The following is a 25,594-nucleotide window of genomic DNA, read 5'->3' as shown; positions in this document are numbered from 1 at the left end:
ATACCCCATGCAGCTTTATTATGCCCCTCGCACGATCTCGGTCGCTGTTGCGATTGCTCTGGAAGAGGCCGGCTTAGAATATGAGGTGATCAAACTGGACTTTGCCGGGGGCGAGCAGACGAAACCGGCTTACCGGCAGATCAACCCCAAAGGTCGGGTGCCGGCGCTGGTTGTTGATGGTGGTATCCTGACCGAAACCGGAGCGCTGCTGGAGTATGTCGCTGCCCAAGCACCTGCCGCAGGCTTGGTTCCTGCTGATCCGGTCATGGCCGCGCGCATGCGTGAGGTGATGTTCTATCTTGCGTCGACCATGCACGTGAACCACGCGCACAAGATGCGCGGAGCGCGATGGGCGGACAAGAAGCCAAGCTGGAAAGACATGAAGGATAAGGTCCCACAAACAATGACAGCATCCTGTGAATACATCTGTTCAAACGGCCTGCGTGGGCCGTTTGTTCTGGGTGAGGCATTTTCGCTGGCAGATGCCTATCTTTATGTGGTTTGCAGCTGGCTGGAAGGCGACGGCGTCGATGTCACGGCCTTCCCCAAAATTCTCGCCTTCCGCGAGGCGATGGAGGCGCGGCCTTCAGTTCAGGCGGTACATGCCGCCGGAATGCTCTGACAAAAGGAAATACGATGACACATCTCTGGGTCCGGGCAGAACAGCGCCCGAACGAGGAACGGGTTGGGCTGACCCCCGAAGGTGCCGCGGCGTTGATCGCGGCTGGCATCCGCGTGACGGTCGAGGAAAGCCATGTTCGTGCCATTCCAATCGACGGCTACAAGGACGCAGGCTGCGAGATCGCACCTGAAAACTCCTGGCCTGACGCTCCGGCGGACGCGATCATTTTCGGCCTCAAAGAGTTGCCCGAAGATGGCACGCCCCTGCCCCACCGACACATCATGTTCGGACATGCCTACAAGGGCCAGCATTCCGGCCGCGCTTTGCTGGAACGGTTCAAGGCCGGGGGCGGCACGCTGTATGATCTTGAGTATCTGGTGGATGAAGACGGTCGTCGGGTTGCGGCCTTTGGCTATTGGGCCGGCTATGCGGGTGCGGCAGTGACGCTCAAAGCATGGGCCGCGCAGCATCGGGGCGACCAATGTCCGCCTGTTGGGGTTTATGCCGGTAAGGACAAGCTTAATGCCGATTTGCTGGCCGAACTGGACGCCACAGGGGCCGAACGACCAAGCGCCATTGTCGTCGGGGCCTTGGGCCGCGTCGGCACTGGTGCTGCCGATCTGTGCGAAGCGATGGGTATCACTGTCACCAAATGGGATATGGCCGAAACTGCCAGCGGTGGTCCTTTCCCGGAAATCCTGGACCATGACCTGTTCCTGAATTGCATCTTCGCGCGGCCGGGTACGCCGGTCTTTGTTCCGCGTGACGCGCTGACCGCATCACGCAAGCTGACTGCCATTGGCGACGTCGCCTGCGACCCGGACAGCGATTACAACCCGGTGCCGGTCTACGACCGCGCAACCACATGGGAGGCCCCAGTGCTGCGCGTGGCCGATGATCCGGTGATGGACGTCATGGCCATCGACAACCTGCCGTCGATGCTGCCGGTCGAAAGCTCGGAAGACTACGCCGCGCAACTGCTGCCGTCTCTGCTGACACTGACCGATCTGGACAGCGGCGTCTGGGGTCGGGCAGAAGCAACCTACAAAACGCATATTGAAGGACTCTGAACGATGACGATTCACTGGTGTGGCACCGGCCTGTCGGCCATCCCCGGCCTGCGCCGCCTGATCGAGGGCGGGCACAAGGTCACTGTCTGGAACCGAACCATCGAAAAGGCCCAAGCCGAGGTCGGCGACCTGACCGACGATATCCGGGCGTTCGACATCGAAGCCCTTGCCAAGGTGCTGGGCAAAGGCGATGTGATCGTCTCGATGCTGCCGGGCGACTGGCATGTTCCGCTGGCAGAATTGGCGATCTCGAAACAGGCCAACTTCGTCTCATCTTCGTACATCGCGCCCGAGATGCGTGCGCTGGACGACAAGGCGCGCGAGGCCGGTGTGATTCTGGTAAACGAAGTCGGGCTGGACCCGGGCATCGACCACCTGATGGCTCATGCGTTGGTCGACGACTATCGCGCCTCAGATGTGTTCGATCCTGAAAACCACCTGAGCTTTATTTCTTATTGCGGGGGCATCCCGAAAACGCCCAACCCGTTCCGATACAAGTTCAGCTGGTCGCCTCTGGGCGTGCTCAAGGCACTGCGGTCGCCCTCGAAGTCGATCCGCGACTATGCCCCGCTGGATGTTGCACGCCCATGGGATGCCATCAGCAGCTATATCGCGCCGCTGCCCACACCGGAGAGCTTCGAGGTTTACCCCAACCGCGACTCGATCCCCTTCATGGCGCAATACCATTTCGAGGATCACTGGCCGGTCAAGGAATTCGTCCGCGGCACCCTGCGCCTGAACGGCTGGGCCGACGCGTGGTCGGATGTGTTCACCGAGATCGAAACTCTTTCCGGGCCCGAAGGTGACGCTCGCCTGAAAGAGATGTCGGATCAGTTCTGGGACGAAAACGCCTACGATGAGGGCGAACCAGACCGCGTTGTGCTGTGCGTTGGCCTAAAGGCCGAGAAGAACGGTATTGAGGTCTGGAACAAGACCTATGTCATGGATGCCTGGGGCGATGCGCGCGGCACCGCCATGGCGCGTCTGGTGTCGATCCCGGTATCACTGGCAATCGAGGCGGTCCTGAACCGAGCAATCCCGGCAGGGGTTCACGCAGCGCCCAGCGATCCGAAACTTGTGCAGGATTGGATGAGTGAGATCGATACGCTGGCACAACATTTGCAGATCGTTGATCACTTGGCCTGATTGAAAAGTGAAAGCCATCCCAGTTTTGCTGGAATGGCTTTCATAGTTCTTGGCTAAACATGACTTGCGTTCCCTTTCGGGCTTTCAGATGTACCGCTCAATCGTGTCTTCGATGTCGCTTCGATTGATGCCGAGCTCGGACAATTGTTGATCGCTCAAAGCGTTCAGATGCTGGGCCGCCCGGACAATGTCCGGGCTGATGGCACGGATGCGCATGGCACGGTCGAATAGCAGCAATGCACTAGCAGCCGGGGCCGGTTGATTGGTGGGCGGGATAACGTCAAACATATTGATAACCTCACTAACAATGAACTGGGGATGATTTAACTCAGGGGTTTTTCACCATCATTGCCGGTAGGGTTTGTTGTGATAAACACTCTCGTACGCGCATCGATTGATCTGGTCCCGCTGGACACCGATATCGGCAAGTTGTTGATCATCCAGCTTCTCAAGATCGCGCACAGTTTTTGCAAGAATTCGGCGACGGAAGTGCTCGACCTTTTTGTCGGCGTACTTCGAAAACAGACCATCAAGAAGGCCGTTCTGGGTGTTTACTGCTTGGGTATGTACCATGTCTTTGTCCTCCTAAACTTGATTTGCGTTGTCTTGGTGAAATCAAACTTGGGGACGCCGCCTTAACGTTATCAAAGCGCATCATTAAGGTTTGTTTAAGTCTGGGTCAGAGAAAGCACGTGGAGGATGAGTTATGCCGAGGCGTGTCCGCAATTTACGCCAGCAAAGTGTATCTCAGTAATAGATAAAGCCCAGATGGCGGCCAAACCGCCATCCTCGTATTTGGTGTGGAAAACGAACTACATCAGGTCGTTCTCAATATCCTCAGCCGAAATGCCCAAAGCATCCAACCCGTTCTCCAAGTGATCCGACAAGTGTGGGGTTCCAATCAGATAGTCGGCACAGGGGGTCGAAGCTTCGGACTTGGCGGTGGCGATGGCTTCGGCCAAATCCTCGGCGAAAAAGCTTTCGCGGCCGATCCACATGATGGCGACCAGCTCGGCCTGTTCGTCTTCGCCCATGCGGTCGATGAACGCCCGCAGCTCGCCCTCGGCCCGGTTCAGTTCGCGGCCCATCATGGCCACCTGGGCAACTTTCCTTGCCGAAATTTCCAACATGTCTTCAGCTCCTGTTGTTCGCGGTTGTCAAACCATCACAATCATCGACAGGGGCCTGAGTCTTTGATCTTACGCAAACTGGGGGTCAGTCACGCACACGCGACATTGGCTGGTCTGGTACAGGCTGGGATCGAAACGGGCGAAAGGTTGCCTTTTTAAGCCACAGTTTGAACGCTTGCCAAACAATCAGAGTAAATGTCCGCCGGGCCCCAAACGGACGCCGCAGCAAGGACCACAGGATCACCCGATTGGTTAGCGGCTGACGGGGTCCTGTCAAGGTGGCGATCAACCCACCGTCGGGTCGAGTATAGTCGATCCAAACACCAACCCTGTCAGGACGGAAATCAAATCGAAACGTATAACTGCCTTCGATCTTCTGGAATGGCGAAACATGCATCAGCTTGTCCGCCACCACCCGATCCGATGGTTCGATGGATGCAAAGTCTGGCTTGTGGCACAGATAACTGTGACGCGTCCCAAAGGTGTTCGTCACCTCGGCCACCACCGTATAGAGTTGGTCGTTGCCGTCAAAGCAGAACCAGAAGCTGACGGGGTTGAAGACATGCCCCAGAACCCGTGGCTGGGTCAGCAATATTATCCGCGCCGGTTGCGGCACGGCCATCTCGTCAAAGCGGGTACGCACCCACGCGGCACCTTCGCCCTGACCGGGCGCCCCGCCATGATCACGCGTACGCCAATTGGCGAGGTTTGCGCGGTCACGTGAAAACAACAGGGGTGTGGACAACTTGGCCTCGGGGTCGAACAGGATGTAATCGACCGAATACCGAAACGCGTTTTCGATCCCGCCCTTGCGCCCGTGATAGGTGTGGCCCGCGATATGATCAATTTCTTTTGCCATCGTGTGTTTTCAGACCTGCCCATAACCGCTTAAAACAGCATCGTTTTCCGCCGTATTTGTATAGTAGTGTTACGGAAAATAGCGCGCTTTGGATCAAAATGTCCCGATAAAGTGATCCGGCTTGGGGCGCAGCCCGTAATGTGGTTATGTTTACCGAGATCAATACTGCGACCTTGGACGAACCTGCGGCTGACACAGCCGCCCCTCAGCCTTGGCGCGGGAAGAAACGCATCAAGGGTAGACAGGTGAACGGAACGAAAGCAAGTTGCGACACCAGAACCGAGTGGGTGGAACACGTCAAACGCATCCGGGATGCGCAGGACCAGTCGGCCTTTGCCGAGCTGTTCCAACACTTCGCGCCACGCATCAAGGCGTTCCTGATGAAATCAGGGTCTGATGCCACCATGGCCGAAGAATGCGCGCAAGAGGTGATGGCGACCTTGTGGCATAAGGCCCATCTGTTCGATCCAACACGGGCCACTGTGGCCACGTGGGTTTTCACGATTGCTCGGAACAAGCGCATCGACGTTCTGCGCAAGCAACGCCGCCCCGAACCCGAGGAACTGGGATGGGGACCCGAGGCCGAGCCTGACCAGGACGACGTAATCGCGCTGCAACAGGAAACCGCGCAGCTGCGCACCGCCATGCTGGCGTTGCCTGAAGCGCAGAGAGAGCTGATCGAGAAGGCGTATTTCGGCGACCTGAGTCACCGCGAAATTGCGTCTCAGACCGGGTTGCCCCTGGGAACGATCAAATCACGTATTAGGCTGGCGCTGGACCGCTTGCGCCACGCGATGAACTGAGATGAGTAAGATGAGCAAGTCGATTAAACATCACCTTACAGATGACCTGCTGATGGCATATGCCGCAGGAACTCTGCCCGAGGCGTTCGATCTTATGGTCGCAACCCATCTTTCCCTGTGTGACCATTGCCGCGCACGGGCCGAGAGCTTTGACGCCGTTGGCGGGCAGGTTCTGGATGATCAGGCAGGCTCGGTTGCCATGTCTGATGCGTCCCTCGCGGCGACCATGGCCTTGATTGCGCAGGGCGCACCGAGCCCCAAGCCCGCGCGACCGGGCTGCGCCGTGCTGCCTACCCCCTTGCAGGACTATGTGGGCGGAACTGTCGCGGACATCCGCTGGAAATCCATCGGTATGGGCGTGAAGCAGGCCATTCTGCCGACCACCAAAGAGGCCACGGCAAGGTTGTTGTTCATCCCGGCCGGTGCTGCGGTCCCGGATCACGGTCATCAGGGCATGGAACTGACTATGGTATTGCAGGGCGCGTTTTCGGACGAGGTGGATCACTTTGCCCGCGGCGACGTTGAGATCGCTGACGAGGATTTGGAACACACACCTGTCGCGGATATCTCGGAAGACTGCATTTGTCTTGCAGTCACAGATGCACCGTTGAAATTCAACAAGCTTATGCCGCGATTATTCCAGCCCTTCCTGCGCATCTGACCTGCTGGTGATTTCCGGCTAAAGCGAAGCTTGAAAGGAAACAGACATGACAGGAAAACTTCTTTTGTCGGCCCTTCTGCTTGGTTTCGCGCCTGCGGCGTTAGCCCAGATGACCTCAGAGGTGCAATTTCAGTCCGGCAATTATGGCACCATGGTCAGCGGGGCTGTCACTGGCGACGAATACTTCGACTATGTGTTGGGTGCAAAAGCCGGTCAGGAGATGTTCGCCGACCTTCAGGTGAGTGACACCAATGGAAACGGCGTGGTCTATTTCAACATCCTGCCCCCGGGCAGTGATGGGGTTGCGATTTATAATGGCTCGATTGACGGCAATACCGCTCGGATCAACCTGCCAGAGGACGGAGACTATACGATCCGTGTTTATCTGATGGGAAATGACCGAGATACCGGCAAAACCGTCGGGTACAACCTGGACCTGTCGATCCAGTAAGTCTCAACCTTCGTGACGCGCCAATGGCACAACCTCTGACGCGGCATCAGGTGCGATTTCTTCAAAATCGAAATTGTGCAGACGCTGCGCCCGTCGGCCGGCTTTTTCGGCGCTGATCTTAATTTCCGAGATATCCTTTGCCGCCTGACCAAAATGACGATCCAGATTGGTCACACGATCACCCAGACGCTCCACATCCTTGTGCAGCAGTCCCAATTCTTTGCGGATCGCACCTGCCTGTTCGCGCATCCGGGCATCTTTCAGGATCGCGCGCATCGTGTTCAGCGTCGCCATGCAGGTGGTCGGCGAAACGATCCAGACGCGCTTGCTGAAACTTTCCTGAACCAGCTCAGGGAACTTTGCGTGAAGCTCGGCATAGACGGCCTCGGACGGCAGGAACATCAGCGCACCATCAGCGGTTTCACCATCCAGTATGTATTTCTCGGCAATGTCGTTGATGTGCTTACGCACCGTGCTGCGGAACATCTGCAACGCCGCTTTCAGCTCAGTGTCATTAGTCGCACCGATCAATGCTTCATACGCCTCCAGCGGGAACTTGCTGTCAATCACGATGGGGCCGGGCGGGTTCGGCAGATGGATCAGGCAGTCCGCACGACGCCCATTCGACAGGGTGGCCTGCAACTGGAAACTGTCCCTTGGCAGTGCCTTTGACACAATGTCTGTCAGCTGGATTTCGCCAAACGCCCCGCGCGTCTGCTTGTTCGACAGGATATCCTGCAGGCTGAGAACGTCACCAGACAGTTTGGTGATATTGTCCTGCGCTTTGTCGATCGCGGCCAGACGTTCCTGCAATTGGGTCAGGGATGTCGCGGTCTGTTTCGATGACCCATGCAGCGATTCTTTCATCCGCTCCTGCATTTCGGCCAGCGCGCGTGCAGACTTCATCGCGTTGTCCGCCAGCCGGTCATTCATCTGCTGCTGAACCGAGGAAAGGCGCGCCTCGACTGTTTGGATCACCTGCACTTGCGCATTGGCTTGCGTGTCCGAGACATGCTGAAGACCGCCGCGCAATTGTTCCTGCCCCTGCCCCAGTTGCTGCACATGCTGTCCCAGATGCGCCATCTGCCGCGCCAGAGGTTCCGCCATCCGGGCCGAGCGATTGGCCGCCCGCAGCGACAGGAACAAAAGCAAAAGGATCAGCAGGACAACCCCGCCACCGGTCAAAAAGACCGGGTCATCTACTGGGATCTGGGTGCCTGCAATCTGGATCATATCAGTCTTTATGTTCTCGTTTTGTTTCTGTCTTCTTAATTGGTTCCGAACGACGGATCAACTGCGTCCGAACAACCTTTCGATATCGCTGAGTTTCAGCTCCACATAGGTCGGGCGACCGTGGTTGCACTGACCGGAATGCGGCGTCGCCTCCATCTCGCGCAGCAAAGCGTTCATCTCTTCGGCGCGCATACGGCGACCAGAGCGGACAGAGCCGTGGCAGGCCACTCGGCTGAGGATCGCCTCGATCTTTGCCTGCACCATCTGGCTTTCACCCTGATCGGCCAACTCATCAAGGATATCCAGGATCATCGCGCGGGCATTGACCTCGCCCAAGATGGCAGGGGTTTCACGCACAGCAACGGCCCCGCCACCGAAGGGTTCGATGGTCAGACCAAAGCGCGTTAAGTTTTCAGCAACGGCCATCAGGCGCGCACAATCGCCTTCAGACAGCTCCACGATTTCCGGGATCAGAAGCGCCTGCGCTGCAACGCCGTTTTCCGCCATCTGCGTTTTCAGCTTTTCATAAACCAGCCGTTCATGTGCGGCGTGTTGATCCACGATCACCATACCGTCGGCGGTTTGCGCGATAATGTAATTCTCGTGCACCTGTCCCCGCGCAGCCCCCAAGGGAAGATCCTGCGGTTGAGATTCTTCTGCCTCGGCAATCGGCGCAACCGGGGTAGGCTCGACAATGCTGCCACTGTAGTCCTGGGCCAGTTCAGCAAAGCCCGGAGATTGCGCCCGGTAAGCGGCCTGTCGCGCTGCTGGCGAAGGTCGATCCATCTGGTACACCCGCGCTGTGGCAGATTGCGCAAGTTCGGGCCGCATCGCGCCCAAGGTCGCATTGGCCACGGTCGAGGACGCCCGATGCCCGGCCTCGGCCAATGCATGGCGCAGGCTGGACACAATCAAGCCCCGCGCAACGCCGGGGTCGCGGAACCGCACCTCGGATTTGGCGGGATGAACGTTCACGTCAACCAGCGTCGGATCACAGTCGATGAACAAAGCCGCCGCCGGATGCCGATCCCGGCTAAGAAAATCGAAATAAGCGGCCCGCAATGCGCCAGTCAACATCTTGTCACGCACAGGCCGACCATTGACGAAAAGATACTGCGCCACCGCAGCACCTCGCGAATAGGTCGGCAAGGCAGCGTAGCCATAAAGCCGGATGCCCTCACGCGTAGCGTCGATTTGCAGCGCATTCTCGGCAAACTCGCGCCCGATCACGCGGGCCAGACGGGCGTGGAGCGCGTCAAACAGATCTCCGTTCTCGCGATCCGCGCGGAAGGTCACACGACCCTCTCCGCCACCGGACACATCACGCAGGGTGAAGGTCACGGATGGCTCAGCCATGGCCAGCCGTTTCACCGTATCTGCAATGGCCTGCGCCTCGGCCCGGTCGGTGCGCATGAACTTCAGCCGTGCAGGCGTGGCAAAGAACAGATCGCGCAGCTCGACGACTGTGCCTGCGCGCAAGGCCACGGGTTTGACCGCGCCCATCTTGCCGCCCGCAACGTGGATCTGCGCCGCATCCGCACCCGGAACGCGGCTGGTAATGGTCAGACGCCCGACCGCACCCAAAGAAGGCAGCGCCTCTCCCCGAAACCCAAAGGTATGGATGTTCAGCAGGTCCGACCCATCAATCTTTGACGTGGCATGGCGGGACAACGCCAGTGGCAGATCACCTGCCGAAATACCGCACCCGTCATCCGTGACACGGATCAGGGTCTTGCCTCCATCCGCAATATCGATGGCAATCCGCGTGGCCCCTGCATCGATTGCGTTCTCGACCAGTTCCTTCACGGCAGAGGCCGGACGTTCCACCACCTCACCAGCAGCAATCCTGTTGATTGCAGCGTCATCCAATTGTCGGATCACCGGGCGATCTTCGCCGATATTGGGGTTTGCTTGCGCCATACCCCTAGACCTAGCACAGCCGCGCACGATTCTGCCACAGCTTTGCACAGGTTTTCTGATCAGAGAAAAGGCGTCCGGGTGGCCCTGAACGGTTTGGCCTTCGGGTCCACCCGGACGCACCAAGTGAGTGGTGTGAGTCAGCTAATGAATGGCTGCGTATAACATGGGCCTGCCCAATAATCTGCTTAAGATTCATCTTTTGGGCATCTGGGCAGAGTTTGGCCGATGACGCATGGGAAGGTGCAGCGGGAACGTGCCGGGTCACGTAGATGTGTGCGCCCCGATATGCGCGCGGCACGGTCCGAACATGGCGGCTGCGGCAAGTATCAGACCAGACATCGTGGCAATCATGCCAGCCGCGCTGACTGCATCCGACCCGCCCAACCACAAGGGGCCGTATCCCGCCAATACATAGCCCGACACTGCCGAGGCCGTGGCGAACACAATGCTCCAGGCAATCTGTGCCTCAAGCCGGTTTGTCAGCATCCGTGCCGCCGCCGGAGGGCAGATGAACATGGCGATCACGATGATCGATCCCACCGCATCAAATGCAGCCACCGCCGCGATGGCCGCTGTTATGACCAATGCCATGCCAAGGGCACCCGTGCGAATACCGATCGTGCGCGCAAAGCCTTCATCGAAAGTCGAGATTTTCAACGGCCGCCAGAACAGCCAAGTGAACACAGACACACCCACCAGAGTCAGAGCAATCCGAGGCAGTTCAGGTGGCAGGCCCGCAAGAGCTTCGACATCCAGCAATGATCCCCAACCGGTTGCGTCCAGCCAGATCAGGCTTTCGAGATTGCCGTAAAGCGCATGTTCTACGTCCAGATGCACGGTAGAGGTGTCTGTTTGCTCAAGTAGCAAAACACCCGCTGCAAACATCGTGGTAAAGACAACACCCATGGCGGCACCGGGTTCGATCTGACCCAGTCGGCGAATGGCTTCGATCAGAACCACGGCCACAATCGCCGCCCCAGCAGCGCCCAGCATCATTGGCCATGTCGATATCGCCCCGGTCACCAGGAACGCCACCACGATACCCGGCAGCACCACATGGCTGATCGCGTCCCCAATCAGCGCCTGTTTGCGCAGCACCAGAAAGTTGCCGGGCAAGGCACAGGCAATGGCCGCAAATGTGCCAATCAGCAGCGGCGTCAACGACAGTGGGACAAACTCCTCGCCACTCATACCGGCACTCCTTGCGGCCCGCCGATTTGACGGTCGATTTCAGCGATCTGGTCATGCGTCAGGACCGTTTCGATATCCCGTAGCCCGTCATAGAGCGCAGCCGTCGCCTCATGCGCCTGATCCGCGCGGACGATTTCCCAGCGTTTTTCATCGCGCAGCGCCTTGGCCGCCCGCGCCTTGCCAGAGTCCGTGGCAACCCCGTCTGGCCGGACCAACCCCGCACGGCGCAACAAACGCAGCGTAAGAGGTTCATAAATTTTCTGCCCCTGCGCCAGCGCCAACAGACCCTGGCGGATATGTACCCGGCGCTGGAAGCGCAGATGCCGCAACACCGCCGCCAGCACCCCGCGCTTTGGGGCGCAGAACAGGGACAGGACGAAAAAGGCAAAGCTGACCAGAACGATGATAGGTCCCGTCGGCAAGTTGGGGGCAGAAGCGGAAATAGCAGCACCGATGTAACCCGCCAGACCTCCGGCAAGCCCGGCAAGCAGGACAACGTGCTCGGAACGCTCTGACCAGAACCGCGCCGTAACCGCCGGAATGATCAGCAAGGCCACAATCAGGATCAAGCCCACAATTTTCAGACCGACCACTGTGACAGCCATGACCAGCCCCATCATCGCAAGGTCGATGCGATGGATCGGCAAGCCACGGGCGGCAGCATATTCCGGGTCAAAGGCGACAAGAGTCATGGGACGGCGTAGGATCAGAACCAGCAGTAGCGTAGCCGAGCCACCGATGGCGATGATCATCGCATCCGCCCACAGCATTCCGGCGGTCGAACCCAACAGGAAACCCTCCAACCCCGCTTGACGCCCAACGCCCATGGTTTGAATGATCGTCAGTAAAACGATCCCAAAGCCAAAAAAGACAGACAGAACCGCTCCGATTGCTGCATCTTCAGCAAGTCGGGTGCGCCGTGTCAGCCAGTTCATGCAAAGAAGCCCAACCCAGGCCGAAATTGCAGACCCCGCAAGCAAGCCCAGCAGGTTTCGCCCATCCCCGCCCAGCGCGACCAAGACCATGAAGGCCAGACAGACGCCCGGCAATGTCGCGTGGCTGATGGCGTCGCTGACCAACGCGCGTTTACGCAGAAACAGGAACGTTCCTGTCACTCCGGCCGAAACACCCAGCAACGTCGCACCAATGGCGACCAGCGTGGCGTTATAGCCAAGCTGCAGGGTCAGAGCGTCCCAAATCATGTGTTATCCCAGCGCGCGCGATATCTGATCGATCTGCGCAGTTGCCAAACGCCCGCCATAGGCCGCTTGCAACGTTTCTGCAGTGAAAGCTTCGGACACCGGCCCTTCGGCCACTTTGCGGGTATTGATCAGGAAAACGTGGTCGAAATAATCGGTCACTGTCGCCAGATCGTGATGCACCACGACTACCGTCTTACCCGCCTCTTTCAGAGATTTCAGCACCGCGATAATGGCCTTCTCGGTGGCGGCATCCACCCCTGCGAAAGGTTCATCCAGCAAGTACAGATCCGCGCCTTGCGCCAAAGCACGCGCCAGAAACACGCGCTGCTGCTGGCCCCCGGACAACTGGCCGATCTGACGATCCGCGAAGTCCCGCATCCCGACGCGATTCAGGCAATCCATCGCGCAGGCTTTGTGACGGGCACGTACGCGCCCCAGAAGCCCAAGCTCGCGCGACAGCCCCATCAGCACAACGTCGATCACGCGTGTTGGGAAATCCCAATCCACGCTGGCCCGTTGGGGGACATAGGCAATACGCGCGCGCTGCGCCTCCAGCGGCTGTCCAAACACCGTCACCTGACCGGACAGGGGATTGACGATTCCCAAAGCCGCCTTGAGAAGCGTGGACTTGCCTGCACCGTTTGGGCCAATGATGGCGGTCATGGCACCAGGCTGCACTGTCATATCAACCGAAAACACAGCAGGCTTTTGGCCGTAAGAAACGGTCAGGCCACGCACCGCTAGCGGGCTTTCACCCAGCCCGTTATCCTCAAGCGTCACACCATCATTGCTGACCAGACCCAGCATTGTTCAAAACCCCGCAGACAGTTTGCCGTCCATGCCTCGACCGGGGGCGTCGCCGTTCAACGCACTTCCAATGACTGTGATGTTGTGATCCAGCATCCCGATATAGGTACCCTCATAGGTGCCTTTTGCGCCCATCGCATCCGAAAAAAGCTCACCACCGATCGTTACTTTGTGCCCCTTGGCCGCAGCCCCTTCGATCAACGCGCGAATTGAGCGATCCGAGACCGAACTTTCGACAAAGACAGCCGTGATTTGGCGATCAACCAGCAGGTCAACCAATTCGCTGATCCGGTTCAAACCCGCCTCGGACTGGGTCGAAATGCCCTGAATGCCCAGAACCTCGAACCCATAGCTTTGACCGAAATAGCCAAATGCGTCGTGGGCGGTAAGCAGAACTCTGCTGTTCTCGGGCACCGAAGACAGGACATTCTCGGCATAAGCCGCCAAACGGTCAATATCGGCAAGATGCGCCTGTGCATTGGCTGCAAACACGCCTGCCGCTTCGGGACGAATGTCGGTTAGAGCGCCTTGAACCTCTAGCACAACTTCGCGCCAAAGCACGGGCGACATCCACACATGTGGGTCGTATTTGTCGGCGTAATCATCATGCGCACGCAGTTTGGACTTATCGACCCCCTCGGCAACCGCGACTACAGCGCGTTTGCGTTCGAGATCGTGGAAGAAGTCTTCCATTTGCGCTTCGAGATACAGACCGTGCCAAAGGATCAGGTCAGCGCGGGTCATGGCAACGATGTCGCTGCGGGTCTGTCGATAGGCATGAGGGTCAACGCCCGGCCCCATCAGGCCTGTGACCTCGACCTGATCACCGCCCACCTGGCGCGCTGCATCCGCGATCATGCCTGTTGTCGCGACCACTTTGAGTGGCGCTTCAGCCCAAGCGGCGACTGGCATCGAGAAGGTCAGCGCCAACGCTGCAAGAAAACTCCGACGAATCATCTTCGACCTCAGTTTTGCGTCCTGTTGAGACTGAATATGAGAACCATTCGCAACTAAGTCAACGCTAATGCGAATTATTCGCAAGAAAGCCTGCTATTTTTGTCCGAATGGTCAAAAAATTACCATTCAATTACATGCAGCACCTTCCATTCCCCGGTCTGCCGTGCGAATTTGTCGCAAACCTCCCAAAGGACGTGACTATGGATACGCAGAGCTCAGAAAGCCCCGTGCGCACCGCGCATCTGCCGCAAGTAACCGAACCCCGGAACCCAGGAATGGAACTGGATCTGGACTGGGTCCGCGCCGTTCAGGCCAATACCTCGGCCATTGAGCGCCGGGCGGCAACCCTGCCCGGGCGGCGTTCGGTCAAGAAGGATTATCAGGCGGCGTGGCTGCTCAAGGCGGTTACCATGATCGACCTGACGACGCTGTCAGGCGATGACACTGTAGGCCGTGTGCGCCGCCTTTGTGCGAAGGCGCGCCAGCCTGTGTCGTCATCGCTGTTACAGGCAATGGATATGCCGCCAATCACGACAGGTGCCGTCTGCGTCTATCATGACATGATCGAGACTGCCTTGGATGCCCTGAAAGGCACAGGCATTCCAGTGGCCGCCGTATCAACCGGATTTCCCGCTGGTTTGTCGCCCTTCCACCTGCGCGTTGCCGAGATTGAGGAAAGCGTAAAAGCCGGAGCGGAAGAGATCGACATCGTCATTTCGCGCCGTCATGTGCTGTCAGGGGACTGGCAGGCGCTGTATGACGAGATGAAGGCCTTCCGCGTGGCCTGCGGCGATGCCCATGTCAAAGCCATTCTGGCGACCGGAGAGTTGGGCAGCCTGCGTAACGTCGCCCGCGCCTCGCTGGTCTGCATGATGGCCGGGGCGGATTTCATCAAGACCTCAACCGGCAAGGAAAGCGTCAACGCCACCCTGCCCGTATCGCTGGTCATGATCCGCGCCATTCGGGATTTCTATGATCGCACCGGGTATCGCGTTGGGTACAAGCCTGCCGGTGGCATTTCGAAAGCCAAAGACGCGCTGGTTTACCTGTCGCTGATCAAGGATGAGCTGGGCGACCGCTGGTTGGAGCCCGACCTGTTCCGCTTTGGTGCGTCGTCACTGCTGGGCGACATCGAGCGGCAGTTGGAACATTTTGCCACCGGGTCCTACTCGGCTGGCTACCGTCACTCCATGGGCTGAGGAAAGAACTATGACAGTCAAAGAAATCTTCGAGACCATGGAATACGGCCCTGCCCCTGAAAGCGCTGCCGAAGCATTGGCGTGGCTGGTCGATCAAGGTGACAAGTTCGGTCACTATATCGATGGCGGCTTCACCAAACCGGGAAAAGGCTTCGACAGCCGCAATCCGGCAACTGGCGAGGTGTTGGCTAAGCTGACACAGGCGAAACAGGCCGATGTGGACGCCGCCGTGGCCGCTGCCCGCAAAGCGCAGCCGAAATGGGAAAAGCTGGGTGGCGCAGGGCGTGCGCGATACCTCTATGCCATTGCGCGGCTATTGCAGAAACACGCGCGCCTGTTTGCGGTGCTGGAAAGCATGGACAACGGCAAGCCGATCCGTGAATCGCGCGACATCGACATCCCTCTGGCGCAGAGGCATTTCTACTATCACGCCGGCATGGCGCAGTTGATGGAGGCCGAGTTGCCCGATGCGCAGGCTTTGGGCGTTTGTGGTCAGATCATCCCGTGGAACTTCCCGCTGTTGATGCTGGCATGGAAGATCGCACCTGCGCTGGCGATGGGGAATACGGTGGTTCTGAAACCGGCCGAGTACACCTCGCTGACTGCGTTGTTGTTTGCCGACATCTGCTCGCAAGCCGGGCTGCCGAAAGGTGTCGTCAACATCGTGACCGGCGATGGCGCGGTGGGCGAGATGATCGTGAACGCCGACGTGGACAAAATCGCCTTCACTGGCTCGACCGTCGTTGGACGGCGCATCCGAGAGGCAACGGCTGGCTCAGGCAAGGAACTGACGTTAGAGCTGGGCGGTAAATCTGCCTACATCGTCTTCGATGACGCCGATATCGACAGCGCTATCGAGGGTCTGGTCGATGCGATCTGGTTCAATCAGGGTCAGGTTTGCTGCGCGGGGTCCCGCCTGCTGGTGCAGGAAGGTATCGCCGACCGGTTCCACGAGAAGCTACGCGCGCGGATGGATGGGTTGCGGGTGGGTGATCCGCTGGACAAATGCATCGACGTGGGCGCGGTTGTGGATCCGGTTCAGTTGCAGACCATCAAGGGCATGGTCGAAAGCAACACGGCGGGTCACGTGCATCAGGCCGCCTGTGAACTGCCCGCAAATGGCTGCTACTACCCGCCGACGCTGATCTCGGGGCTCGAGACATCCGACCCGCTGATGCAGGAGGAAATCTTCGGCCCGGTTCTGGTCTCCTCGACCTTCCGCACCCCGGCTGAAGCGGTCGAACTGGCCAACAACACCCGTTACGGGCTGGCCGCGACAGTCTGGACTGAGAATGTGAACCTTGCGCTGGACATCGCGCCCAAGCTGGTTGCAGGCGTGGTTTGGGTGAATGCCACCAACCTGTTCGATGCCGCCGCAGGCTTCGGCGGCGTGCGCGAAAGTGGCTTTGGCCGCGAAGGCGGCTGGGAAGGTCTGACGGCTTACACCAAACCCAAGGATAAGGCCAAACCTCTTGCGAAGGTCGAAGCGTCAATGGGCGAAGGGTCCCCGGTCGATCCGATTGACCGCACTGCCAAGATGTATGTCGGCGGCAAGCAGGCGCGGCCCGATGGTGGGTATTCCAAACCCGTCTGGGGCAAGTCCGGCCTGCTGGGCCACGTGGGTCTGGCCAACCGCAAAGACGTGCGCAACGCCGTTGAGGCCGCAGCGGGTGCCATAGGCTGGTCCAAGACCACCGGCCATCTGCGGGCACAGATTCTTTATTACATCGGCGAGAACCTCTCGGCCCGTGCGAGTGAATTCGCCGCGCGCATCGACGCCATGACCGGCAAGAAGGATGGCGCGAAAGAGGTCGAAACCTCGATCCAACGCCTGTTCACCGCAGCTGCCTGGGCCGACAAATATGACGGTCAGGTGCATGGCGTTCCGATCCGGGGCGTGGCTATTGCCATGAAGGAACCCGTGGGCGTCATCGGTGCGCTCTGCGCGGACGAAGCGCCTCTGTTGGGTCTGATCTCGGCGATGGCGCCTGCGATTGCTATGGGCAACCGGGTGGTTCTGGCGGCATCCGAGCCCTACCCGCTGGCAGCAACGGATTTCTACCAGATTCTGGAGACCTCGGACGTCCCCGCAGGCGTGGTCAACATCTTGACAGGCAGCCACGCGGAACTGGCGAAACCTCTAGCCTCGCATCTGAACGTGGACGCGGTCTGGTCCTTCTCGTCAACTGACCTTTCGAAAGAGATCGAGACAGTCTCGGCCGGGAACCTGAAACGGACCTGGGTTAATAACGCGACGGCATTTGACTGGAGCGTGGACCATTCCCGCCGCTTCCTACAGGCTGCAACCGAAGTGAAAAACATCTGGGTGCCCTACGGCGAGTAGGGCCCCCGCGCATCACGGGAGGCCCATATGAACTTTGCAGGACAAACCGTCATCGTCATTGGCGGCACCAGCGGTATCAACCGTGGCATTGCCGAGGCTTTTGCAGCCTCGGGTGCCAAACTGGCCGTCGCCAGCCGTTCACAGGAAAAGGTGGACGACACCGTGGCCGCGCTGAAAGCCGCAGGCGCACAGGACGCCATCGGGGCGGCCTTTGACGTGCGTGATCCGGATGCTGTGGCCGCTGGTCTGAAACAGTTTCACGACGCCTATGGTGATTTCGACGTGCTGGTTTCTGGCGCGGCAGGAAACTTCCCGGCGCTGGCATCCGAGATTTCGGTCAACGCGTTCAAGACCGTGATCGACATTGACCTGATGGGTACAATCCATGTGATGAAAGGGGCGTATCCTTTCTTGAAACGCCCCGGTGCCAGCATCATCAACATCTCGGCTCCGCAATCTTACCTGCCTTATGAGGGTCAAGCTCATGTCTGTGCCGCGAAGGCAGGGGTTGATCAGATCACCCGGACGCTGTCGATGGAATGGGGTGTTGAAGGGATCCGCGTGAACTCGGTCGTGCCGGGGTTCATCGAAGGCACCGAAGGCGCAAAACGCCTGGCCCCTACCCCGGATGCCGGTGAAGCGCTGCGCCGCGATGTACCGTTGGGCCGCTGGGGTCAGCCGCAGGACGTGGCCAATGCCTGCCTGTTCCTCAGCTCGGATCTGGCCAGCTATATCAGCGGTACTGTATTGGCTGTCGACGGCGCGCTGTATCAACGCGGCTCGGGTAAGTTCGGCCAGATGATGGGTGAGATGCTGCGCAGCATGAAAAAGGGGTGAGACGCGCTCACCCCCTCATGCTCAGTTCGTGGTCTCAAGGCCGACGGGTTTGCCCACTACGGTAAAATGCAGCCCGTCCGGATCCAGCAATTCCGAGGCAACCCGGTTCACGTCTTCCAACGTCACGGCGTTTACCTTGTCATTGCGTGTCGCGATATAGTCGATGGGCAGGTTTTCCATCTGCATCCCAACCATGATACCGGCAATCTGCCCGTTTCCATCAAACCGCAGCGGATACGCACCGGTCAGATAGGTCTTGGCATCGTCCAGCTCTTTCTGGGTGACACCTTCCGAAGCGGCCTTGGCCCATTCGTCACGGATCACCTCAACTGCCTCGGCAATGCGGTCGTTGGCTGACGAAACTGACCCCAGATAGACAGACGCCAGATCCTTGGGCACAAGATACGTTGCCACACCGTAAGTCAGCCCGCGTTTTTCCCGCACTTCCTGCATCAGGCGGCTTTCAAAGCCACCACCACCCAGGATGTGATTCAAGACAAACGCAGCAAAGAAATCCGGGTCGTCCCGATCAATCCCGGCCTGACCGAACAGGGCCACCGATTGCGGCGTATCGAACTCGACAACGCTGATACCTCCGGGAATTGTCACGTCAGCCTTTTCCGGGATGGGTCTGGCGGTCTCAGGCAAATCGGCCAGCAACGCATCAAGCAACGCGCCCAGTTCCTCTGCAGTGATGTCGCCCACGGCTCCAACATAAAGGCGGTCTTTGGCGAACACGCTGTCATATGCAGCCACTACATCGTCCCGCGTCAGAACCGAAACGCTTTCGATCGAGCCCTTCCCTTCTGATCCGTAGGGGTGGTCGCCATAGGCCATCCTTGCAAAGTTCAAGCCTGCGATTTCATTCGGGTCGGTCTGATCCGAGCGCAATCCCGACAGTATCTGGGCGCGCACGCGATCAATGGCATCCTGATCGAAACGCGGCTCGTGCAAGGTGGTGCGCAATAGTTCGACCACCTCATCCCGGTTCTCGGTCAGAAATTGCGCCGAGATCGATACGGTGTCGTCGCCTGCATTATACCTGAATGATGCGGCCAGTGCTTCAAGCTCACGGGCATATGTCTGAGCGTCCATGTCGCCCGCGCCTTCTTCAATCAGACCGCTCATCAAATAGACAGCACCGCGCTTGTCCGGGTCGTCCAGAGAAGTGCCGCCCCGAAACCGTAGCTCCAGCGCGGTAAAGGGGATCGAATGATCTTCGACCAGCCAGGCCTTGATGCCGCCGGGTGAGGTCACTTCTTCGATCTCGATCTCGGCCAGGGCAGGCAGGGCAACCAGACAGGCAATCAGAGTTGCAAGGAACCGTTTCATTGAGTCACCTCATCATCTCGCATCAGCCAACCTGTGACAGATGCCTCGGGTTGCAGCACTTCGCGGGCAGCGGCGATGATCTCATCACCCGTCACGGCCTGAAGAATGTCGGGCCAAGCCTGTACATCTTCGACCGTCAAGCCGCTGGTCAGGGCGCGGCCGTACCGGTTGCCGATGCCGTCCACATTGTCGCGCGCATAGGTCTGAGCAGCGCGCAGCTGCATTTTGATGCGGTTCAGGTCGTCTTCGTTCACACCTTCAGCGATAAAATCAGCGACCGCCTGATCCATGGCATCTTCGGCCTCTTGCAGCGACACACCCTGCGCCGGAACTACCAGCAGGTCAAAGGTCGTGTCATCCAGCGATACGCCGCGATAAAATGCGCCCGCATAGACGACTTTTTGCTGATCGAACTGAAGCTTTTCGTTCAGGTATGATGTGGTGCTGCCACCCAACAGCTCAGCCAGAAGAAACAGGGCTGCCGCCTTTTCCTGCTCACCCGGATTGCGTTCGGGGGCCAGATAGCTGCGTTGCACATAGGGCTGCGCCACGCGCGGGTCCTTGTAGGTCAGGCGCCGTTCTGCCGCATGCGGTGGCTCCTGCGACCGCACCCGCTCGGGCAAATCCGGGTTGGCCGGGATCACGCCGTAGTATTGCTCGGCAAGGGCTCGGACCTCTTCAGGCTCAACGTCGCCAGTAACCACCAGAATGGCATTATTGGGTGCATAATGGGTCTGGTAGAACGACAGGGCATCCTCCATATCCAGCTCTTCCATCTCGTGCTTCCAGCCAATGATCGGCACGCCATAGCGATGGTTGAGATACTGCGCAGCGTTCATCTGTTCACCGAACAGGGCGCGTGGGTTGTTTTCCGTGCGCTGATTGCGTTCCTCAAGGATCACGTCACGCTCGGTCAGAATATCCTCTTCGCTTAGCCGCAGGTTCCGCATCCGATCGGATTCCATCCGCATCATCAACTCAAGCCGGTCGGCTGCGACGCGTTGAAAATACGCGGTGTAGTCATAGGATGTGAACGCGTTGTCATTGCCGCCATTGGCGGCGACGGTGGCCGAAAACTCACCCGGAGCCAGCGTGTCTGTACCTTTGAACAGCAGATGTTCCAGGAAATGCGCGACACCGGAGGCCCCTATCGGCTCGTCCGCAGATCCAGCGCGATACCAGACCATGTGTTGCACCACCGGCGCGCGGTGATCTTCAACCACCACGACATCCATGCCGTTGTCCAAAGTGAATGTAGTGACCGCTTCTTTCCCGTCCTCGGCGAAAACCGGGGTGGCAGCGATCAGGGCAGCCGACAAAGCCAGGGCCCGAACCATGGGGCATCCTCCGTTTCGTTTCTGGTATTCAAACTACGGTGGTGCGGCCCGGGTTCAAGCCCGATGACGGAAAGTTAAGAATTATTCATCAGGAGGCGATGATGGCGTTTCAATCCCAGCGTTACGCGCGGCGTTTGTTTCCGCATAGGGATTGATGGATTGCCGTTCATAGACCTGACCATAACGATCGACAGGGAACAGACGCAAACCGGTCCAGCGACCGCGGCGCTTGCGGAACGCGGCATCCTCGGCCTCGACCACCTGACGCGCATCAGGTGGCACACCATAACGGCTTGAGGCCGTGACCAGCGCCGCATCTGACGACGGCACCGCTGTATTCGGGTTCAGTGCAGCCGCATTGCCACCCAGCGCTGCCACGGCGTCAGCGTTCGGGTTCGGATCGGTCAAGTTGGCACCGCCCGGCGTCGGAGCAGGCAAAAAGGCGTAATCCTGAGGTTCCGTCAGTGGTTTGACTGGAAGAACAGAAAATTCATCCGGACCCTGCCCCGGAGGCGCCAGATCCCGCAGACCGGGATTCGAACATGCCGCAACCGCTGCGACAACAGTCAGAACAAATATGGCGCGCGGCATCCGCATAGGTGTCTCCAGCCTGTTTCTGGCGCTTTTATCTCATATAATTCGGCGCGTCACGAGGGCTTTTTGCTGTCGAACAGAACCAGCCCCAAAGCGCCTGCAAATATGAACACATCCGCAAGGTTGAACACAAACGGGTTGTTGATGCCGCAACATGACATGTTCAGGAAATCCAGAACATAGCCGTATAACAGCCGATCCACCACGTTTCCAAGCGCGCCGCCTATCAACAGACCTGCGCAGAAGAGCATGAGTTTTGATGCGGCTATACGGCTGAGCCAGATAAGAACGCCGACACAGATCGCAATCGAAATACCGATCAGCACCCAACGCGCGGAGTCGGAATTCCCCTGAAACAGACCGAAATTGATACCGCGATTCTCACCGTATTTGAAAACCAGCAGCGGTGGCAGAACATCAATGCCACCTGGTTTCTCGGCCACGCGCATGACATGGACGACCAGATACTTGCTGATCTGGTCGATCGCAAAGGCGGCCAGCGCCGCCCAGAGAAGCAGGCGTGACTGCATCAGTGACGGAAGTGCCGCATGCCGGTAAAGACCATGGCCAAACCGGCCTCATCCGCTGCGGCAATCACTTCGTCATCGCGCATGGATCCACCGGGTTGGATGACGCAGGTTGCACCGGCCTCAGCCGCTTCCATAAGACCGTCGGGGAAAGGGAAGAAGGCATCCGAGGCGACAGCCGATCCAATGGTCAGCGGCTGCGGCAGTCCCAGCACATCTGCCATGCGTTCAGCTTTCTTGGCGGCGATCAGGGCCGAGTCCACGCGGCTCATCTGACCCGCACCCACGCCCACGGTTGAACCGTCTTTGACGTAGACGATGGCGTTGGATTTGACGTGCTTCGCCACTTTCCATGCAAACAGCAGATCACGCATCTGCTCATCAGTCGGGGCTTTCTTGGTCACGACCTTCAGGTCGTCCATGCCGACAAAACCGTTGTCCTTGTCTTGAACCAGCAAACCACCGGCCACCTGACGTACTGTTTTGCCACCGGCCGATACATCTGGCAGACCGTCGGTCGTCAGCAAGCGCAAATTCTTTTTGGCCGCAAAGATCGCCTTGGCCTCATCCGATGCTCCGGGGGCAATCACGACCTCGGTGAAAATCCCGGTGATCTCTTGCGCAGTTTCCGCATCCAACGGCTGGTTCAATGCCACGATCCCACCAAAGGCCGAGGTGCGGTCGCAGTCAAACGCCGCCTTATAAGCCTCAAGCAACGTCCCGCCCGTGGCCACACCGCAAGGGTTGGCATGTTTGATGATCGCGCAAGCCGCGCCCTGAGTGGGGTCGAACTCAGCGACCAGCTCAAACGCGGCGTCGGTGTCGTTGATGTTGTTGTAGCTCAGTTCCTTGCCCTGATGCTGCACGGCAGTGGCCACACCCGGGCGGTTGGTGCCATCGGTATAGAACGCAGCCTGTTGATGGCTGTTCTCGCCATAACGCAGAGTCTGTTTCAACTCTCCTGCAAAGGCGCGACGCTTAGGGGCCTCCAGCTGCAGAGCGTCGGCCATCCAGTTCGAGACTGCCGTGTCGTAGGCCGCCGTGCGGGCATACGCCTTTTGGGCAAGCCACTGGCGGAAACCATACGACGTCTTGCCGTAGTTCTCTTCCAACTGGTCCAGCAAAGAGGAGTAATCTTCAACATCCACCACTACGTTTACAAAGGCGTGGTTCTTGGACGCCGCACGGATCATCGCCGGGCCACCGATATCGATATTCTCGATGCATTCATCATAGCCCGCACCTTTGGCGACCGTGGCTTCGAACGGGTAGAGGTTCACCACCAGCAGATCGATCGCGCCAATACCATGTTCGTCCATTGCCGCGACATGGGTGTCGTTGTCACGCAGCGCCAACAGGCCACCATGCACCATCGGGTGCAGGGTCTTGACTCGGCCGTCCATCATTTCGGGAAAACCGGTGATCTCGCTGACATCCTTTACCTCAAGCCCAGCATCGCGCAGCGCCTTGGCCGTACCGCCGGTCGACAGCAGCTCGACCCCGCGCTCGGCCAACGCCTTGCCCAGCTCAATCAGCCCGGTTTTGTCGGATACGGAAAGCAGCGCGCGGCGCACGGGGTGAAGATCGGTCATGGGTCCAAAGGTCCTTTTGGCGTCAGTCGAATTCTGGCTCGTCCCGGTGCGTATCGCGCACGGCATAGGCTGTGTCCTGTGCCTTGCTCAGCGTCCACCGGATGCGGGTCGCATACTCCATTGCGCGGCCAGATAGAACGATCTGTTTTGTCGCGCGCGGCTTTAAACGCCCCTTTTCAAGGTAAACGCTTGGCTCGACGGACAATTTTCCAATGCCATCATGGCGGAAAACCCAGATTTCGCCGCTTTTAAGGGCCATGGACACCGCCGCCCCGCCCAAATCCAGCGCCGCATCCACGTCCGGATGCAGGTGAAAACGGATATCATACCCGATCCCCTTGAGCCCTGAAGCGTCCATAGCCTTGTCGAACTGGCGCTTTGCCTTGTCGGTCGCAGTCAGCAGAATATCCTCGACTGCAAGTTCGCGCCCATCAAATCGCAACTCAAAGGTCCGCGCATGAGTCAGGCCGAACACTTTGGCATACCCGTCATGACCAGCCATGAAGCGGACACCCTCAAACGCGTCTTCGAAATCGACAGGCACATCCTGCGGCGCATCCACCAACGCCTGACTTTCGCGGCCCGGCAATGGATTTGCCAGCCGCGCGCTGGAAAACCCATCCAGACACAAGGTTGAATGCGACGGCGTCGCCCGCCCTGCGCGGCGCCATTCCAGGCCAAAACTGGCCCCTGATCCGCAATTCACGATCAACGGCCGCCGGCCCGAGGTCAGTTCGAATGCCAATGTGGACGCGTGCGCGTTGAACGAAGCGGCACCTTTGGGCGGCGCACTGGCATCTACAATCACAGTGGTGCGTGCAGCAGACAAGCGCGCGTAGCCCATAGGCAATTCGGTCGCTGCCTTATGCTTGACGCCACTTTGTGCCAAGGCCTGTTCCAGACGCCCCTCAACTCCGCGTCCACCACCGTGGAATCGTGCCAAAGCGCCATCCGCATGGCGGAGGCTGCGCAAGGTCGGTGCAATCCGCTTGATTGCATTGACCTGCGCGACGGGCGCACCGCGCCCCAGATCGTTCAGCGCCGCGGTTGTCCAACTGAGCAGTGTGAAAACTTCCAGCAACTCCTCCGGGTTGCGCGTGGGGATCCCCCCCTGCGCGTCCACCTGACGATCGCATTCGCTGGCAAGAGCCCGCAGGGCAGGATCGGCCATCTGCTCCAACCCTTCCAACGCCAAACCGGCTTGTACCAATCCGGCCAGAGCCTCGAATCGGGGTAGGCCCGGCGTCGCCGCCGGCCAGCGTTTGGACAGGAACCATGTCTGTTGTGCCAGCGAGCGGAAGAACAGCCTGCTTTGCTTTTCATCCACCCCACGCAGCAGAAAGATCGCGTGGTTGATCCAGCGCATGACCCGCCGACCAGTCAGGTCAGGCACCCAACCGGGGCCCTGCCCGCGACCATGCGCTTCGATCCAGCCCCAGACCCAGCGTTGCGCCTTTTCCCGCGCGCGCATGTCTCCGACTGCGGCCAGATCATCCAGCCACGCAAAGCCGTGGCGTTCATCATCGAAACCTGCGCTGGGGGCGACGACGTCCCAGAGCCCGGTATCTTCGGCCTCGACCAGATATCCGGCAAACAAGAGGTTTCCGGCAACCAATTGCCGTCCACGTGCGAACGACCCGACAGTGCGCGGATCGGGCTGTGCGACAAATCCCGTGACCGCCTTTTGCCGCTGGCTCAGGCGCGCGTAGAAACGGTTCTGAAACCGCATCCATCGACTGGTCATGGTGTCCGAGTTCGACATGTCTCGCGTTACTCTGCC

25 protein-coding genes are annotated in these 25,594 nt (G+C 59.0%); 9 read left to right on the top strand and 16 right to left on the bottom strand.

Translation table 11 applies throughout. From position 1 onward, the window contains the following. The first annotated feature begins 7 nt into the window (after positions 1-7). From I9187_RS01740 to I9187_RS01730, 3 genes are read left to right on the top strand one after another with little or no spacing between them, the layout of a single operon-like run. Complete coding sequence (locus I9187_RS01740) at positions 8-622, top strand: glutathione S-transferase family protein (protein WP_171239075.1); 615 nt, start codon at positions 8-10, stop codon at positions 620-622. Between the two features lie 14 nt (positions 623-636). Then, the gene (locus tag I9187_RS01735; RefSeq protein ID WP_171178133.1) at positions 637-1,692 is read left to right on the top strand and encodes a saccharopine dehydrogenase; all 1,056 of its coding nucleotides are present in this window, start codon (positions 637-639) and stop codon (positions 1,690-1,692) included. Between the two features lie 3 nt (positions 1,693-1,695). Next, positions 1,696-2,838: a saccharopine dehydrogenase family protein gene (locus I9187_RS01730; RefSeq protein WP_171234827.1), complete on the top strand. Its 1,143-nt coding sequence runs from the start codon at positions 1,696-1,698 to the stop codon at positions 2,836-2,838. An 84-nt stretch (positions 2,839-2,922) separates the two neighbouring features. Here I9187_RS01730 and I9187_RS01725 read toward each other — a convergent pair whose 3' ends face one another. From I9187_RS01725 to I9187_RS01710, 4 genes are all read right to left on the bottom strand, one after another. Next, positions 2,923-3,126 (bottom strand): DUF1127 domain-containing protein, encoded by a 204-nt coding sequence (locus I9187_RS01725; RefSeq protein ID WP_171178137.1) that lies wholly within the window; start codon positions 3,124-3,126, stop codon positions 2,923-2,925. A 57-nt stretch (positions 3,127-3,183) separates the two neighbouring features. Then, entirely contained in the window at positions 3,184-3,411 is a 228-nt protein-coding gene (locus I9187_RS01720) for a DUF1127 domain-containing protein (protein WP_171178139.1), read from the bottom strand. Positions 3,412-3,650: 239 nt separating this feature from the next. Next, the gene (locus I9187_RS01715) at positions 3,651-3,968 is read right to left on the bottom strand and encodes a DUF3775 domain-containing protein (protein ID WP_171178141.1); all 318 of its coding nucleotides are present in this window, start codon (positions 3,966-3,968) and stop codon (positions 3,651-3,653) included. Between the two features lie 85 nt (positions 3,969-4,053). Then, on the bottom strand, positions 4,054-4,827 hold the full coding sequence (locus I9187_RS01710; RefSeq protein ID WP_171178143.1) for a DUF1365 domain-containing protein: 774 nt from the start codon (positions 4,825-4,827) through the stop codon (positions 4,054-4,056). Between the two features lie 146 nt (positions 4,828-4,973). Between I9187_RS01710 and I9187_RS01705 the strand changes: the two genes are divergently transcribed. The 3 genes from I9187_RS01705 to I9187_RS01695 are packed head-to-tail and all read left to right on the top strand — an operon-like array spanning position 4,974 to position 6,742. Beyond that, entirely contained in the window at positions 4,974-5,630 is a 657-nt protein-coding gene (locus I9187_RS01705) for a sigma-70 family RNA polymerase sigma factor (protein WP_171093317.1), read from the top strand. Positions 5,631-5,640: 10 nt separating this feature from the next. Then, a complete protein-coding gene (locus I9187_RS01700; RefSeq protein WP_171234825.1) occupies positions 5,641-6,291 on the top strand; it encodes a ChrR family anti-sigma-E factor in 651 nt (216 codons plus the stop codon). A 46-nt stretch (positions 6,292-6,337) separates the two neighbouring features. Further along, positions 6,338-6,742 (top strand): hypothetical protein, encoded by a 405-nt coding sequence (locus I9187_RS01695; RefSeq protein WP_171178147.1) that lies wholly within the window; start codon positions 6,338-6,340, stop codon positions 6,740-6,742. Between the two features lie 3 nt (positions 6,743-6,745). On the opposite strand, the gene I9187_RS01690 is transcribed toward I9187_RS01695, so the two are convergent. The 6 genes from I9187_RS01690 to I9187_RS01665 all read right to left on the bottom strand — a co-directional run bounded on the left by I9187_RS01690 (position 6,746) and on the right by I9187_RS01665 (position 14,052). Beyond that, positions 6,746-7,975: a DNA recombination protein RmuC gene (locus I9187_RS01690; RefSeq protein ID WP_171178149.1), complete on the bottom strand. Its 1,230-nt coding sequence runs from the start codon at positions 7,973-7,975 to the stop codon at positions 6,746-6,748. 57 nt (positions 7,976-8,032) lie between these two features. Then, positions 8,033-9,895 (bottom strand): DNA mismatch repair endonuclease MutL, encoded by a 1,863-nt coding sequence (gene mutL, locus I9187_RS01685; RefSeq protein ID WP_171178151.1) that lies wholly within the window; start codon positions 9,893-9,895, stop codon positions 8,033-8,035. A gap of 261 nt (positions 9,896-10,156) precedes the next feature. Continuing rightward, a complete protein-coding gene (locus I9187_RS01680; RefSeq protein WP_171178153.1) occupies positions 10,157-11,086 on the bottom strand; it encodes a metal ABC transporter permease in 930 nt (309 codons plus the stop codon). Beyond that, positions 11,083-12,288 (bottom strand): metal ABC transporter permease, encoded by a 1,206-nt coding sequence (locus I9187_RS01675; protein ID WP_171178155.1) that lies wholly within the window; start codon positions 12,286-12,288, stop codon positions 11,083-11,085. Before I9187_RS01675 ends, I9187_RS01680 begins: the two co-directional genes overlap by 4 nt. 3 nt (positions 12,289-12,291) lie before the next feature. Beyond that, positions 12,292-13,095, bottom strand: a complete 804-nt coding sequence (locus I9187_RS01670) for a metal ABC transporter ATP-binding protein (protein ID WP_171239076.1) — start codon at positions 13,093-13,095, stop codon at positions 12,292-12,294. Positions 13,096-13,098: 3 nt separating this feature from the next. Further along, complete coding sequence (locus I9187_RS01665) at positions 13,099-14,052, bottom strand: zinc ABC transporter substrate-binding protein (protein WP_171178168.1); 954 nt, start codon at positions 14,050-14,052, stop codon at positions 13,099-13,101. Positions 14,053-14,252: 200 nt separating this feature from the next. Between I9187_RS01665 and deoC the strand changes: the two genes are divergently transcribed. From deoC to I9187_RS01650, 3 genes are read left to right on the top strand one after another with little or no spacing between them, the layout of a single operon-like run. Next, complete coding sequence (gene deoC, locus I9187_RS01660; protein WP_171178170.1) at positions 14,253-15,251, top strand: deoxyribose-phosphate aldolase; 999 nt, start codon at positions 14,253-14,255, stop codon at positions 15,249-15,251. Positions 15,252-15,261: 10 nt separating this feature from the next. After that, positions 15,262-17,595 (top strand): aldehyde dehydrogenase family protein, encoded by a 2,334-nt coding sequence (locus tag I9187_RS01655; protein ID WP_171178173.1) that lies wholly within the window; start codon positions 15,262-15,264, stop codon positions 17,593-17,595. 27 nt (positions 17,596-17,622) lie between these two features. Beyond that, positions 17,623-18,432 (top strand): SDR family oxidoreductase, encoded by an 810-nt coding sequence (locus I9187_RS01650; RefSeq protein WP_209509349.1) that lies wholly within the window; start codon positions 17,623-17,625, stop codon positions 18,430-18,432. A 21-nt stretch (positions 18,433-18,453) separates the two neighbouring features. Here I9187_RS01650 and I9187_RS01645 read toward each other — a convergent pair whose 3' ends face one another. From I9187_RS01645 to I9187_RS01620, 6 genes are all read right to left on the bottom strand, one after another. Further along, complete coding sequence (locus I9187_RS01645; RefSeq protein ID WP_171178177.1) at positions 18,454-19,764, bottom strand: pitrilysin family protein; 1,311 nt, start codon at positions 19,762-19,764, stop codon at positions 18,454-18,456. Next, positions 19,761-21,101, bottom strand: coding sequence for a pitrilysin family protein (locus I9187_RS01640; RefSeq protein WP_171178179.1), 1,341 nt, complete (start codon positions 21,099-21,101; stop codon positions 19,761-19,763). Before I9187_RS01640 ends, I9187_RS01645 begins: the two co-directional genes overlap by 4 nt. An 81-nt stretch (positions 21,102-21,182) precedes the next feature. After that, a complete protein-coding gene (locus I9187_RS01635; RefSeq protein ID WP_171178181.1) occupies positions 21,183-21,698 on the bottom strand; it encodes a DUF3035 domain-containing protein in 516 nt (171 codons plus the stop codon). A 50-nt stretch (positions 21,699-21,748) separates the two neighbouring features. Further along, positions 21,749-22,225, bottom strand: coding sequence for a signal peptidase II (lspA, locus tag I9187_RS01630; RefSeq protein WP_171178183.1), 477 nt, complete (start codon positions 22,223-22,225; stop codon positions 21,749-21,751). Next, complete coding sequence (gene purH / locus I9187_RS01625; protein ID WP_171178185.1) at positions 22,225-23,814, bottom strand: bifunctional phosphoribosylaminoimidazolecarboxamide formyltransferase/IMP cyclohydrolase; 1,590 nt, start codon at positions 23,812-23,814, stop codon at positions 22,225-22,227. The genes lspA and purH overlap by 1 nt, the downstream gene beginning before the upstream one ends. 22 nt (positions 23,815-23,836) lie before the next feature. Further along, positions 23,837-25,576: a heparinase II/III family protein gene (locus tag I9187_RS01620; RefSeq protein ID WP_171178187.1), complete on the bottom strand. Its 1,740-nt coding sequence runs from the start codon at positions 25,574-25,576 to the stop codon at positions 23,837-23,839. Positions 25,577-25,594 lie beyond the last annotated feature (18 nt).

It is taken from the genome of Ruegeria sp. HKCCE4148 (assembly GCF_017872495.1).
Taxonomy (GTDB): Bacteria; Pseudomonadota; Alphaproteobacteria; order Rhodobacterales; family Rhodobacteraceae; genus Ruegeria.
The sequence above is the reverse complement of the archived record's forward strand: the minus strand, read 5'-3'. Positions and strand labels throughout refer to the sequence as shown.